We start from the raw sequence: 12,903 nt of genomic DNA, 5'->3' as shown, positions 1-12,903 counted from the left end.
GCCCCGACCCCGACCGGCCCGGCTCGCCTTGGGCCCGCCCCTGACGGGGGGGGGGAGCCGCGCCGCGGGACACGGTCAGGTCTCCTCGCGGTAGGCCGCCGCCTCCTCCAGGTCCAGGCGGCGCAGCAGACCCCGCAGCATCTCGTCGTCGATCCGGCGGCGGTCCCGCAGGGACACGAAGACCTCCCGCTCCGCCTCGATCATCTCCCGCGCGAGGCGCCGGTAGATCTCGTCCGCCGACTCCCCCGTCACCGGGTTGACCTCGCCCAGCCGCTCCCACACCGCGTTGCGCCGCCGCTCCAGGACCGTGCGCAGCCGGTCCGCCAGCGGCGGCGGCAGCTGGTTCTCGGGCGACTGCAGGAGTTCGGTCAGCCGTTCGTCCGCCGCCCGCGAGGCCTCGCTCTGCGCCTGCGCCTCCGCCAGCGTCTCGGCCTGGAGGTCCCGCGCCGGCAGCCGCAGCACCTTGATCAGGGGCGGCAGGGTGAGGCCCTGGACGACGAGCGTGCCGATGACCGTCGTGAAGGTGAGGAACAGGATCAGGTTCCGGTGGGGCACCGACATCGGCACCGAGAAGGCGATCGCCAGCGAGACCACCCCCCGCATGCCGGCCCACCCCACGACCACCGGCGCCTTCCAGTCGGTGTCCGGCTCGCGCGTGCGGATGCGCTCCGACATCCAGCGCGGCATGAAGGTGGCCGGGAACACCCACAGGAACCGGCTCGCCACCACCGCGAGGAACACCAGGACCGCGTATCCGGCCGCGGCGGCGCCCTCGTACTCCCCCAGCCCCTTCAGCACCACCGGCAGCTGGAGGCCGATCAGCGCGAAGACCACCGACTCCAGCACGAAGGCGACCACCTTCCACACCGCCTCCTCCTGGAGCCGGGTGGCGAAGTCGACCTGCCAGTTGCGGTGCCCCAGGTACAGCGCCACCACGACCACCGCCAGCACCCCGGAGGCGTGCAGCCGTTCGGCCGCCGCGTACGCCACGAAGGGGATCAGCAGGGAGAGGGTGTTCTGCAGCAGCGGCTCCTTGAGCCGCTTGCGCAGCTGGTGGATCGGCACCATGAGCAGCAGGCCCACGCCGATCCCGCCCACCGAGGCCAGCAGGAACTCGGCGATCCCGCCCGCCCAGCCGGCGCTCACCCCGACCGCGGCCGCGAGGGCCACCTTGTAGGCGGTGATGGCCGTGGCGTCGTTCACCAGGGACTCGCCCTGCAGGATCGTCGTGATCCGGTTCGGCAGCCCGAGCTTGCGGGCGATCGCGGTGGCGGCGACCGCGTCGGGCGGCGCGACCACCGCGCCCAGCACCAGCGCGACCGGCAGCGACAGGCCCGGCACCACCAGGTAGGCCGCGTACCCGACCGCGAGGGTCGCGAACAGCACGTAGCCCACCGACAGGAGCGCGATGGGCCGGATATTGGCCCGCAGGTCCAGGTACGAACTGTCCACCGCGGCCGTGTGCAGCAGCGGCGGGAGCAGCAGCGGCAGCACGATGTGCGGGTCGAGCGTGTACGAGGGCACCCCCGGCAGGTAGCCGGCGAGCAGCCCGGCTGCGACCAGCAGCAGCGGCGCGGGCACCGGGGTCCGGCGCGCCGCGCCCGCGACGGCCGCACTGCCCGCGACCAGTGCCACCAGCGGCAAGACCTCCATCGAAGATCCCCTCGGTAGTCGTCGGAGCCATCGCGCACCCGCATCCTGGCCGTACGCTGGCCATCATGAGCGAGTGCACCCACGTTGCCGAACTGCCGCGCCCCGAGCCCGTCCCCTCTGACCGGACCTGCGCCGAATGTCTGGCAGTCGGCAGCCACCCCGTGCAGCTGCGGATGTGCCTGGAATGCGGGCACGTGGCCTGCTGCGACTCCTCCCCCTACCGGCACGCCACCGCACACCACGAGAAGAGCGGCCATCCGGTGATGCGCAGCTTCGAGCCGGGCGAGATCTGGCGCTGGTGTTTTGTCGACGGTTCGATCGTCTGAGGCGGGGTAGGTCAACCCTCCGCCGGTTCCCCTGATTTGGACCCGCAGACCCCTAGCCACTGTGCGTACCCATGGGCTTACCATCAGTCACTGGCCGTGGGAAGGGGTGTCCCCAGCGGGCATCACGAGGGGTGCCGCGACACGATCGCCCGGATCGCGGTAGCGTCACCGGCGAACAGAGCTCGTACCACCTTGGAGGTGAGGGTGTCCCAGATCGCAGGCGAGCCCGGGACCCAGGACTTCGTGGAAGTCCGGCTGCCCGCTGCGGGTGCCTACCTGTCGGTGCTGCGCACGGCCACGGCCGGTCTCGCAGCACGTTTGGACTTCACCCTCGACGAGATCGAGGACCTCCGCATCGCGGTGGACGAGGCCTGCGCGATCCTGCTCCAGCAGGCCGTGCCCGGCTCCGTCCTCAGCTGCGTCTTCCGGCTGGTGGACGATTCGCTGGAGGTGACCGTCTCGGCGCCGACCACGGACGGCCGTGCGCCGGAGCGCGACACGTTCGCCTGGACCGTACTGTCGGCGCTGGCCGGCAAGGTCGAGTCGACGGTCGAGGAGGACCGGACGGTGAGCATCAGTCTCTACAAACAGCGCGGCGCGGGACCAGGCCCGGCGTGAGCGGCGGGGAGATCCCGGTGCGGGGCGGGGATCGGCCCCGGGTACGGCACGAGGTCGACGGCGGCATCCCGGAGCAGCAGCACGCCCGGCCGCACCCGGCTGACACGGATGCGGAAGACGGCTTTTTGGACTCGGCGGAGCGACGGGCGGGCCCTATGAGCGACAACCAGCACGAAGAACCACAGCCGGCACAGCCACCGGCGGCCGCTGCCACGGCCCCGGAGGCGCCGGTTCCCCCGGAGGCCCCGGCTCCCCCGGAAGCGCCCGCGTTCCAGGCGACCGCGCCGCTGCCGGATCCGCGCGACCGCAGCGGGGCCCGCGCCCTGTTCATCGAGCTGCGGGCGCTGCCCGACGGCTCGGTGGAGAAGGCCGAGCTGCGCAACCGGCTCGTACGGATGCACCTGCCGCTGGTCGAGCACCTGGCGCGGCGGTTCCGCAACCGCGGCGAGCCGCTCGACGACCTGACGCAGGTCGCGACCATCGGCCTGATCAAGTCGGTGGACCGGTTCGACCCGGACCGCGGGGTGGAGTTCTCCACCTACGCCACGCCCACCGTGGTCGGCGAGATCAAGCGGCACTTCCGCGACAAGGGCTGGGCGGTCCGCGTACCCCGGCGCCTGCAGGAGCTGCGGCTCTCGCTGACGACGGCCACGGCGGAACTGTCCCAGCAGCACGGCCGCTCCCCCACGGTGCACGAACTGGCCGAGCGGCTGGGGATCTCCGAGGAGGAGGTGCTGGAGGGGCTGGAATCGGCCAATGCCTACAGCACGCTCTCGCTGGACGTCCCGGACACCGACGACGAGTCGCCGGCGGTCGCGGACACCCTGGGCGCGGAGGACGAGGCCCTGGAGGGCGTCGAGTACCGCGAGTCCCTGAAGCCGCTGCTGGAGGGCCTGCCGCCGCGAGAGAAGCGGATCCTGCTGCTCCGGTTCTTCGGGAACATGACCCAGTCGCAGATCGCCCAGGAGGTCGGCATCTCCCAGATGCACGTCTCCCGCCTACTGGCCCGCACCCTGGCCCAGCTGCGCGAGAAGCTCCTCGTCGAGGAGTAGGCGGGAAGGCGCGGACGAGCGGACTATCGGGCCTGTTGGCCGGGCCCGATACCCAGAGCCTCGGTCGCCGTCGGGTTCACCAGCAGGGCCGCGACCGCCACCGCCGCCAGGGCCAGGGCCACCGCGGCGGCGATCATCGCGCCGCCGGTGTTGTACAGGGTCCAGGCCACCGGCAGCGCCATCAGCTGGGTGATCAGGGCCGGGCCGCGGCTCCAGCCGCGGCCGAGGCGCAGACCGCGGGCCGCGACCAGCGGCAGTGCGGCGAGGGCGAGCAGGGTGATGCCGCCCGTCTCCGCCTGCTGCGGGGAGTCGGGATCGCCGGCGATGCCCACGAACAGCATGTAGACGCCGAGGCCGGCCAGTGCCAGGCCCTCCAGGGCCGTCAGCACGGCGGCGGCGGTCAGCCGGCCGGGCAGCGCGGCAGTGCCCCCGGTGGACTGGGCGGCGGGAGTGGTGGTGGGGGCGGCGGCTTTCGCGGGCTGCTTCTTACTCACTCCAGCAGGGTAGCCGCGTACCCCGGACGCCGGAGGGGACGGGCAGTAGGGACGCCTCGGGAAGGGGTGGGTAGTCTGGCGCTCATGCGTGCACTTCTCGTGGCCAACCCAGCAGCGACGACGACCAGTGCGCGCACGCGCGACGTCCTGACCCACGCCCTGGCCAGCGAGATGAAGCTGGAGGCGGTGACCACCGAGTACCGGGGCCACGCCCGGGACCTGGGCCGCCGGGCCGCGCACGAGGGGCTCGACCTCGTCGTCGCCCTGGGCGGCGACGGCACGGTCAACGAGGTGGTCAACGGACTGCTGCACGACGGGCCCGATCCGGAGCGGCTGCCGCGGCTGGCGGTGGTGCCCGGCGGCTCCACCAATGTCTTCGCCCGCGCACTCGGCCTGCCGAACGACGCGGTCGAGGCGACCGGCGCCCTGCTGGACGCACTGCGCGAGCAGCGCGAGCGGATCGTGGGCCTGGGCCTGGCGGCCGGCACTCCGGGCACGGAGGACGAATCGGTCCCGGCCCGCTGGTTCACCTTCTGCGCGGGCTTCGGTTTCGACGCGGGCGTCGTGGGGCGGGTCGAACAGCAGCGCGAGCGCGGCAAGCGTTCGACGCACGCCCTGTACGTGCGGCAGCTCATGCGCCAGTTCTGGGACGAGCCGAACCGCCGGCACGGCACGGTCACCCTGGAGCGGCCGGGCGCGGATCCGGTGACGGATCTGGTGCTGTCCATAGTCTGCAACACGTCACCGTGGACATATCTGGGCAATCGCCCGCTTTACGCCTCTCCGGAGGCGTCGTTCGATACTGCGCTTGACGTACTGGCCCTCAACCGTTTGTCAACTCCGGCGGTCGCCCGCTACGCGACACAGCTCCTGACCTCGACTCCTGAACGGGGTCCGCACGGCAAGCATGCGGTGTCTCTGCACGATCTGACCGACTTCACCTTGCATTCCAAGGTTCCGCTTCCGTTCCAGATGGACGGAGACCACCTCGGTCTGCGCACCAGCGTTCGGTTCACAGGCGTACGGCGGGCACTGCGTGTGATTGTGTGAGTGGAAGGGCCCAAAGTCCTTTCACTCGAACGTTTACACGCTGGTCCACCCCCACGAAGTAGGGCTGTGACCTAGTAGACACCGACGAATCAAAAAAAACTTTCCGGAAGGGGTTGTATCCCCGTCCGAGGTTTGCGAATCTCTACATGGCGATCGGGACAGCCCGCAGAACCGGCACCCACACAGACCGCCAGAACCCCTCCACGAATCTTCGGACCACACCAGGCAACTGGGTGTCGGCCCTTCCCCCACGGGGGGATTCGTGAAAGCGTTCACATTCACAAGCAACGTGCATGTCACATCAAGAGAGGTAGCAGCCATGGACTGGCGTCACAACGCCGTTTGTCGTGAGGAAGACCCGGAGCTGTTCTTCCCCATCGGCAACACCGGTCCTGCGCTGCTGCAGATCGAGGAAGCCAAGGCCGTCTGCCGCCGCTGCCCCGTCATGGAGCAGTGCCTGCAGTGGGCGCTCGAGTCCGGTCAGGACTCGGGTGTCTGGGGCGGTCTCAGCGAGGACGAGCGCCGCGCGATGAAGCGCCGCGCCGCTCGCAACCGGGCGCGCAACGCCAGCGCCTGACAACGACTTTCGAGCCTCGACGCGCAGCGCGTAGTACCCGTATAAGCGCTTGGCAACGTGCTCTTGAGCCCCGGACTGGGAACCATTCAGTCCGGGGCTCAGTGCTGTCCGGCCCCGGCCGGGCAGCCGCTCCGTCACACTGAGTGATGCCCGACCCGCTACTTCTGCGGGCTGGACGGAATGTCGAGCACCACCTTGGTGCCGCGCGGCTCCGCCCGGACCATGTCGAAGGTTCCGCCGAGCTCCCCCTCGACGAGGGTGCGGACGATCTGCAGTCCGAGGTTGCCGGCGCGCTGCGGGTCGAACCCTTCGGGCAGGCCGCTGCCGTCGTCGAGCACGGTGATCAGCAGCCGCCCGTCGGCGCGACCGGTTCCGCTGCGGGCGGCCGACACCTCGACCGTGCCCCGCTCCCCCTGGGTGAAGGCGTGCTCCAGGGCGTTCTGCAGGATCTCGGTCAGCACCATCGACAGCGGAGTGGCGACCTCCGCGTCCAGGATCCCGAAGCGGCCGGTGCGCCGGCAGACGACCTTGCCCGGCGAGATCTCGGAGACCATCGCGATCACCCGGTCGGCGATCTCGTCGAACTCGACCCGCTCGTCGAGGTTCTGGGACAGGGTCTCGTGCACGATCGCGATCGAACCGACCCGGCGCACGGCCTCGTTGAGCGCCTCGCGCCCCTGGGGCGAATCCATGCGACGGGACTGGAGCCGCAACAGGGCCGCCACGGTCTGGAGGTTGTTCTTCACCCGGTGGTGGATCTCCCGGATGGTCGCGTCCTTGGTGATCAGTTCGCGTTCGCGACGGCGCAGTTCGGTGACGTCGCGGCACAGCACCAGGGAACCGATGCGCGTCCCCTTCGGCTTCAGCGGGATGGCGCGCAGTTGGATGACCCCGCCGTTGCCCTCGACCTCGGTCTCCCTCGGGGCCCAGCCGCTGGCCAGCTTGACCAGGGCCTCGTCCACCGGGCCGCGGGAGGGGGCGAGTTCGGTGGTGGTGTCGCCGAGGTGCTGCCCGACCAGGTCGGAGGCGAGGCCGAGCCGGTGGTAGGCGGAGAGGGCGTTCGGCGAGGCGTAGGTGACCACGCCGTCGGCGTCGAGCCGGATCAGCCCGTCCCCCACGCGCGGGGAGGCGTCCATGTCGACCTGCTGGCCGGGGAACGGGAAGGAGCCCGCCGCGATCATCTGGGCCAGGTCGGAGGCGGACTGGAGGTAGGTGAGCTCCAGCCGGCTGGGTGTACGCACAGTGAGCAGGTTGGTATTGCGGGCGATCACACCCAGGACCCGCCCCTCGCGGCGCACGGGGATCGACTCGACGCGCACCGGCACCTCCTCACGCCACTCAGGGTCGCCCTCGCGCACGATCCGGCCCTCGTCGAGCGCCGCGTCGAGCAGGGGGCGGCGGCCGCGCGGCACCAGGTGGCCGACCATGTCGTCCTGGTACGAGGTCGGACCGGTGTTCGGGCGCATCTGCGCGACCGACACGTACCGGGTGCCGTCCAGGGTGGGCACCCACAGCACGAGGTCGGCGAAGGACAGGTCGGAGAGCAGCTGCCACTCCGAGACCAGCAGGTGGAGCCACTCCAGGTCGGTTTCACTGAGAGCGGTGTGCTGGCGTACGAGGTCGTTCATGGAGGGCACGTGGCGAGCGTACCCCGGGTACGCCCCATGACTTTCCCCACGGGAATACTCGGGAGTACACAGGAGGGGCCTCGGACGCGTACTGTTGGAGGAAGTGACGGCATTCCGGGTCCCGTCATTGGATGGACAGAACAGAATGGTCTAGTCCACAATTGCCTTAAGCTTCCGCCCTCCCCGCACAGGAGGACGGATCGAGGTAAGCCGCGCGCTCTGCCCTGACCGCGCAGGCACCTCCCAACGGCCGCGGGAACCGCACACCCTCGGCCGTGAGTACTCCGGGCTACGGTGCCGGACGGGCTGAGGGTCCCGTCGGGCACCGTGGCCCAGAGGAACTCCGCAGCGGCCCGCGCCCTTCCGCGCCCGCAGCTCCTCGGGGACCCCGGACCCCGTCCACAGGCAGCCCGCGCTCGCTCACGGCGGCCTCGGCCCGCTCCTTGGACCCCACGACGCCCAGGCCGACGCTACGGCCCCTCTCCGCGATCGGCCCGCCCCGTGGGCCCGCCCCGCCGCACCGCCCCGTAGACCCCGCCCCGTCGGCCCGGTTCCGTCGGCCCGCCCCGTCTGCCCGGAGTCCGGGCCACCTCTGGGGGCGCTGTCCGATCTCGCCGATCAGCACACTGCCGGGGCGCTCCATGACTGGCACGGGCGCCCGGTCCGGCCCGGGGTTCCGGGATGCGCCTGCGGGGATCGGGACCACCATGGGAAGGGGTGGGAACCCGGGGTGGGCGGGGCCCGGTTCTGCTAGATTGGTCTATACCACAACATGCCCACACTCCCCTCGCCCGCCGGGGGGACCACTCAGATCGGCAGGCCCCGCGTGGAAGTTGTCATCGTCCCGGACGCCAAGGCAGGCGGCGAGCTCATCGCGGAGGCCATGGCCGCACTGGTCCGCCGCAAGCCCGACGCCCTGCTGGGCGTGGCGACCGGCTCTACCCCGCTGCCCATCTACGAGGCCCTGGCCGCCAAGGTCTCCGCGGGCGAGGTCGACGCGTCCCGCGCGCGGATCTGCCAGCTCGACGAGTACGTCGGCCTGCCGGCCGGGCACCCCGAGTCCTACCGCGCGGTCGTGCTGCGCGAGGTCGTGGAGCCGCTGGGCCTGTCCGAGGCCTCCTTCATGGGCCCGGACGGCTCCGCCGCGGACATCGTGGCGGCCTGCGAGGCCTATGACCGGGCGCTCGCCGAGGCCGGGGGCGTGGACCTCCAGCTGCTGGGCATCGGCACCGACGGGCACATCGGCTTCAACGAGCCGTGCTCCTCGCTGGCCTCGCGCACGCGGATCAAGACGCTGACGGAGCAGACCCGGGTGGACAACGCACGGTTCTTCGACGACGACATAGACCAGGTGCCGCACCACGTCATCACACAGGGCATCGGCACGATCCTCGACGCCCGCCACCTGGTGCTGCTGGCCACCGGGGAGGGCAAGGCCGAGGCCGTCGCGCAGACGGTCGAGGGGCCGCTGTCGGCGCTGGTCCCGGCGTCTGCGCTGCAGCTGCACCGGCATGCGACCGTCGTCGTGGACGAGGCGGCCGCGTCGAAGCTGAAGCTGGCCGACTACTTCCGCCACACGTACGCGAACAAGCCGGCCTGGCAGGGCCTGTAACCGCCTGCGGCGAAGGCCGGGCCCCCGGTGAGGGAGCCCGGCCTTCGCCGTACCCGGTCGCGGGGCTCTACCGCGTGCCTCGGGCTCCGGCGGGGCTGCGCAGCCGGGCCCGGTCCCGGACGTGACCGCCGGTGCGGCCTCAAGCCCCGGGGCTCCGCCCCGTACCCCGCGCCTCAAACGCCGGCGGGGCTACATTTTCGCCCCTGCCGCCCGCCATGTGCGGCGAGCTCCCGGGGCAGGCAGTTCCAGCCCCGCCGGCGTTTGAGGCGCGGGGGTCTGGGGGCGGCGCCCCCAGCAGCGGCGCCGCGCGTCAGACCCAGCCCCGTCGGGGAGGCGCGGGGCACGCTGCGGGTTGGGCTACGGGGTGGTGAGGCGTTCGGCTGCGGCTCGGCCGCAGACCGGGGAGGCGCCGTGCGTCGCGACGTACAGGCGGCCCCGCGGCGCACCCTTCGGCAGGCCCATCTCGACCACCACCGTGTCGCCCCGCGCAGCGACCAGCGCGTCGAGCACCTCCGCCATCCACGGATGCCGGTGCGCGTCGCGCACCACCGCGACCACGGTCCGGCCACCCGCCGCCGCCAGGACGTCCGCCGCCGACGCGCCCTCCGGGTAGACCCCGGAGGCCGTCCCCGGCATCAGCGCGGCCAGTTCCGCGGCCAGCCCCCACGGGGTCTCGTCCCCCACCGCGATGTTCGCGACCGGGGCCAGCGTGGCCACGTACGGGGCGGCCGTGAGCGGACCGCCCGTCCCGGTGACGGTCACCGCGCGGCGGGCCGCCTCCAGGCCGATGCCGGACGCGCGGCTCCCCTCCGGTCGCGCGTCCGGCCGGGTCCGGAAAGTCCACTCCGCCAGCGCGCGGACCCGCGCGGCCGCCTCGGCCAGCCGCTCCTCGGGCAGCGTGCCCTCCCGCACGGCCGCGACCAGCGCATCGCGCAGGCGCAGCACGGTCGCCTCGTCGGCGAGCCCCCCGCCCACACAGATGGCGTCGGCGCCGGCCGCGACGGCCAGGACCGAGCCGCGCTCGATCCCGTACGTCCCGGCGATGGCGTTCATCTCCATGCCGTCGGTGACGATCAGCCCCTCGTAGCCGAGCTCCTTGCGCAGCAGGCCGGTCAGGATCTGCGGGCTGAGGGTGGCCGGGCGGGTCGGGTCCAGGGCGGGCACGAGGATGTGCGCGCTCATCACCGCCTTGGTGCCGGCCTCGATCGCCGCCCGGAAGGGCACGAGTTCGCGGGCCTGGAGGGTGTCCAGGTCCACGTCGATGCGCGGCAGCGCGTGGTGCGAGTCGACGTTGGTGTCGCCGTGGCCGGGGAAGTGCTTGGTGCACGCGGCGACCCCGGAGGCCTGCAGGCCCTCGACGTACGCGGCGGTGTGCCGGGCCGCGAGGTGGGTGTCGGCGCCGAAGGAGCGTACGCCGATCACCGGGTTGTCCGGGTTGGAGTTGACGTCCGCGGACGGGGCCCAGTTGAGGTTGACCCCGCACTCGGCGAGGCGCCGGCCCAGCTCGCGGGCCACCGCCCGGGTGAGGCCGGTGTCGTCGACGGCGCCGAGCGCCAGGTTGCCGGGGAAGGACGAGCCGCCGCGGACCTCGAGGCGGGTGACGTCGCCGCCCTCCTCGTCGATGGCGACCAGCACGTCCTCGCGCTCCGCGCGCAGCTGCGCGGTCAGCGCGGCGAGCTGCTCGGGCGAGGCGATGTTGCGGCCGAACAGGCCGACGGCGGTGAGCCCTTCGGAGACCTGTCGGAGCAGCCAGGCGGGGGCGGTGGTGCCCTCGAAGCCGGGCTGGAGGACGGCGAGGGCGTCGCGGGTGACCGTATCCACTTGGTGCGCAAGGACAGTCATGGTGCCGTTATCCCTTCACGGCGCCGGCGGTCATGCCGCCGACGGCCTTGCGCTGGAGGAAGATGAAGATCAGCAGGACCGGCACGGCGAACAGGGAAGACGCGGCCATGGTGGCGCCCCAGTCGTTGCCGAAGGCGCTCTGGAACTCGGTGAGCCAGAGCGGCAGGGTCTGCGCGGACTTGTCCTTGTTCAGGATCAGGACCATCGCGAACTCGTTCCAGGCGGTGATGAAGCCGAAGAGCGAGGTGGACATCAGGCCGGGGGCCAGCAGCGGGAAGATCACCTTGCGGAAGGCCTGGCCGCGGGTGCAGCCGTCGATCTGGGCGGCCTCCTCCAGGGTCACCGGGACGGCGGCGATGAAGCCGCGCAGGGTCCAGATGGTGAAGGGCAGGACCATCACGAAGTAGATCGCGGTGAGCAGCGGGAGGCTGTTCAGCATCTCGCTGTCGCGGGCGATCAGGTACATCGCGATGACCATGACCTCCCAGGGGGCCATCTGCGCCATCATCACGGCGAGTACCAGGCCCTTGCGGCCCTTGAACTTCATGCGGGCGATGGCGAAGCTCGCGGCGAGCGCGACGATCAGGGCCAGCAGGACGGCGCCGACGGTGACCAGGACGCTGTTGGTGACGTACGTCCAGAACTGGTCGACCCCGGTGGCCTTGGTGAAGTTGTCCAGCGTCGGGGTGAAGACGAAGACCGGGTCCTTGGTGAGGATCTCGCTGGACGGCTTGAGCGCCGAGGAGAACATCCAGTACACGGGGAAGACGAAGACGAGGGCCACCAGGAGCGCGCCCAGGTTCTTGGCGACGGCTCCGGGGCGGACCGGCCGGCGCGTACGGAGCTTCTGCGCCGGCTTCACGGACGGCGCGGACGGGCCGGACGGCGCGGGCTTCGGGGCGGTGGTGGTGCTCACTGCTCCTCCTCCTGCTTCAGGATCAGGCGGAAGTAGAAGGACATGACGACCACGAGGATCACGATCGTCAGGACGGAGATCGCGGCGGCGAGACCGTAGTGGGCCTGGCTCTGGCCCTCGACGTAGGCGAAGACCGGCAGGATCTCGGAGGCGCGGTCGGGGCCGCCCTTGTTCATCGCGTAGACCTGGGTGAAGGCCTTGAAGACCCAGATCACCTCGAGGAACGTGGTGACGAGGAAGAAGGGCTTGAGGTTCGGGAAGACGATCTTCCAGAAGGTCTGCCAGCCGTTGGCGCCGTCCATCCGGGCGGCTTCGTACAGCTCGGCGCTGACGGTGGTCAGGCCGGCGTACATGTTGAGGGCGACGAAGGGGATGGAGCCCCAGACCACCAGGATCGTGACGATGACCAGGGTGGAGAGGCCGGTCTCCATCCAGTTGTGCTGCTCGTAGCCGGCGAAGCCGGCGGTGCGCATGAGCCAGTTCATGACGCCGAACTGCTCGTCGAACAGCCACTTGAAGACCTGGACGGAGGCGACGATCGGCATGGCCCAGGCCATCACCAGGGCCATCGACAGGACCAGGCGCATCTTGGTGCCGAGCTTGTTCAGCAGGATGCCGATGAGGCTGCCGAGCACCATGATCAGGGCGACGTTGGCCAGGGTGAAGCCGAAGCTCCGGACGACCACGGTCCAGAAGTTCGCGTCGCCGAGCAGCTCGGTGTAGTTGCCGAACCCGGCGAAGGGGTACTTCCGCTGGATGAACTCGATCTTGTTGATGTCCTGGAAGGACAGGATCACGTTCTTGATCAGCGGGTAGAGCAGGAGGACCGCGAGGCTGAGCACCGCGGGCCCGATCAGCAGGTAGGGCAGCCACCCCGACGGGAGGGACTTCCTGGGCCCGCGAGGAGACGGACGGCCGCGGTCGCTCCCGCTGACCGGTGCCTCCGGCGGCGCCGCGGCGGACTTCATCGGTGCGTCCTGTGGAGCGCTGGTCGCCGCCCCCTGGGAGTGCACAGTCATGGTCTTCGTTTCCTCGCGGTTGACTGTGGAGTCACATGCGCGACCGGGGGCGCGGCGGACGCTGCGGGCGCCTGCCGCACCCCCCGGTGCGTTCACACTGCTGGGTACTGCGCGTG

Annotated in this window: 12 protein-coding genes; 6 read left to right on the top strand and 6 right to left on the bottom strand. The window is 71.2% G+C overall.

Going from position 1 to position 12,903, the window contains the following annotated elements:
* Positions 1–75: 75 nt before the first annotated feature.
* On the bottom strand, positions 76–1,653 hold the full coding sequence (locus AB0D66_RS03670; protein WP_362296061.1) for a Na+/H+ antiporter: 1,578 nt from the start codon (positions 1,651–1,653) through the stop codon (positions 76–78).
* Between the two features lie 65 nt (positions 1,654–1,718).
* On the opposite strand from AB0D66_RS03670, the gene AB0D66_RS03665 reads away from it, so the two are divergent.
* The 3 genes from AB0D66_RS03665 (at position 1,719) to AB0D66_RS03655 (ending at position 3,649) form a co-directional block, all read left to right on the top strand.
* Positions 1,719–1,979: a UBP-type zinc finger domain-containing protein gene (locus AB0D66_RS03665; protein WP_361754736.1), complete on the top strand. Its 261-nt coding sequence runs from the start codon at positions 1,719–1,721 to the stop codon at positions 1,977–1,979.
* A 204-nt stretch (positions 1,980–2,183) separates the two neighbouring features.
* Positions 2,184–2,597: an anti-sigma regulatory factor gene (locus AB0D66_RS03660; protein ID WP_030153599.1), complete on the top strand. Its 414-nt coding sequence runs from the start codon at positions 2,184–2,186 to the stop codon at positions 2,595–2,597.
* Positions 2,594–3,649: an RNA polymerase sigma factor SigF gene (locus AB0D66_RS03655; RefSeq protein ID WP_362296057.1), complete on the top strand. Its 1,056-nt coding sequence runs from the start codon at positions 2,594–2,596 to the stop codon at positions 3,647–3,649. Before AB0D66_RS03660 ends, AB0D66_RS03655 begins: the two co-directional genes overlap by 4 nt.
* A gap of 23 nt (positions 3,650–3,672) precedes the next feature.
* Here AB0D66_RS03655 and AB0D66_RS03650 read toward each other — a convergent pair whose 3' ends face one another.
* Entirely contained in the window at positions 3,673–4,065 is a 393-nt protein-coding gene (locus AB0D66_RS03650; RefSeq protein ID WP_362296721.1) for a hypothetical protein, read from the bottom strand.
* 162 nt (positions 4,066–4,227) lie between these two features.
* Here AB0D66_RS03650 and AB0D66_RS03645 point away from each other — a divergent pair, with 162 nt between their 5' ends.
* On the top strand, positions 4,228–5,193 hold the full coding sequence (locus AB0D66_RS03645; RefSeq protein ID WP_362296054.1) for a diacylglycerol kinase family protein: 966 nt from the start codon (positions 4,228–4,230) through the stop codon (positions 5,191–5,193).
* 319 nt (positions 5,194–5,512) lie between these two features.
* Positions 5,513–5,770: a WhiB family transcriptional regulator gene (locus AB0D66_RS03640; RefSeq protein WP_003953983.1), complete on the top strand. Its 258-nt coding sequence runs from the start codon at positions 5,513–5,515 to the stop codon at positions 5,768–5,770.
* 158 nt (positions 5,771–5,928) lie between these two features.
* On the opposite strand, the gene AB0D66_RS03635 is transcribed toward AB0D66_RS03640, so the two are convergent.
* Positions 5,929–7,398: a PAS domain-containing sensor histidine kinase gene (locus tag AB0D66_RS03635; RefSeq protein WP_362296718.1), complete on the bottom strand. Its 1,470-nt coding sequence runs from the start codon at positions 7,396–7,398 to the stop codon at positions 5,929–5,931.
* Positions 7,399–8,224: 826 nt separating this feature from the next.
* Here AB0D66_RS03635 and nagB point away from each other — a divergent pair.
* A complete protein-coding gene (nagB, locus tag AB0D66_RS03630; protein WP_069921887.1) occupies positions 8,225–9,010 on the top strand; it encodes a glucosamine-6-phosphate deaminase in 786 nt (261 codons plus the stop codon).
* Between the two features lie 357 nt (positions 9,011–9,367).
* Here the strand turns inward: nagB and AB0D66_RS03625 are convergent, their stop codons facing one another.
* From AB0D66_RS03625 to AB0D66_RS03615, 3 genes are all read right to left on the bottom strand, one after another.
* Positions 9,368–10,852, bottom strand: a complete 1,485-nt coding sequence (locus AB0D66_RS03625; protein WP_362296050.1) for a glycoside hydrolase family 3 protein — start codon at positions 10,850–10,852, stop codon at positions 9,368–9,370.
* Positions 10,853–10,859: 7 nt separating this feature from the next.
* Complete coding sequence (locus AB0D66_RS03620) at positions 10,860–11,651, bottom strand: carbohydrate ABC transporter permease (RefSeq protein ID WP_362296714.1); 792 nt, start codon at positions 11,649–11,651, stop codon at positions 10,860–10,862.
* Between the two features lie 113 nt (positions 11,652–11,764).
* Positions 11,765–12,787, bottom strand: coding sequence for a sugar ABC transporter permease (locus tag AB0D66_RS03615; protein WP_362296047.1), 1,023 nt, complete (start codon positions 12,785–12,787; stop codon positions 11,765–11,767).
* Positions 12,788–12,903: the final 116 nt, after the last annotated feature.

It is taken from the genome of Streptomyces sp. NPDC048270 (assembly GCF_040652335.1).
GTDB lineage: Bacteria > Actinomycetota > Actinomycetes > Streptomycetales > Streptomycetaceae > Streptomyces.
This window is presented reverse-complemented; position numbering and strand designations above follow the sequence as displayed.

Bases quoted from the DNA above. Each gene is read 5' to 3' on its own strand.
- AB0D66_RS03635 (WP_362296718.1), bottom strand. From the start codon at position 7,398: ATGAACGACCTCGTACGCCAGCACACCGCTCTCAGTGAAACCGACCTG.
- AB0D66_RS03625 (WP_362296050.1), bottom strand. From the start codon at position 10,852: ATGACTGTCCTTGCGCACCAAGTGGATACGGTCACCCGCGACGCCCTC.
- AB0D66_RS03670 (WP_362296061.1), bottom strand. From the start codon at position 1,653: ATGGAGGTCTTGCCGCTGGTGGCACTGGTCGCGGGCAGTGCGGCCGTC.
- AB0D66_RS03640 (WP_003953983.1), top strand. From the start codon at position 5,513: ATGGACTGGCGTCACAACGCCGTTTGTCGTGAGGAAGACCCGGAGCTG.
- AB0D66_RS03615 (WP_362296047.1), bottom strand. From the start codon at position 12,787: ATGACTGTGCACTCCCAGGGGGCGGCGACCAGCGCTCCACAGGACGCA.
- AB0D66_RS03645 (WP_362296054.1), top strand. From the start codon at position 4,228: ATGCGTGCACTTCTCGTGGCCAACCCAGCAGCGACGACGACCAGTGCG.
- AB0D66_RS03665 (WP_361754736.1), top strand. From the start codon at position 1,719: ATGAGCGAGTGCACCCACGTTGCCGAACTGCCGCGCCCCGAGCCCGTC.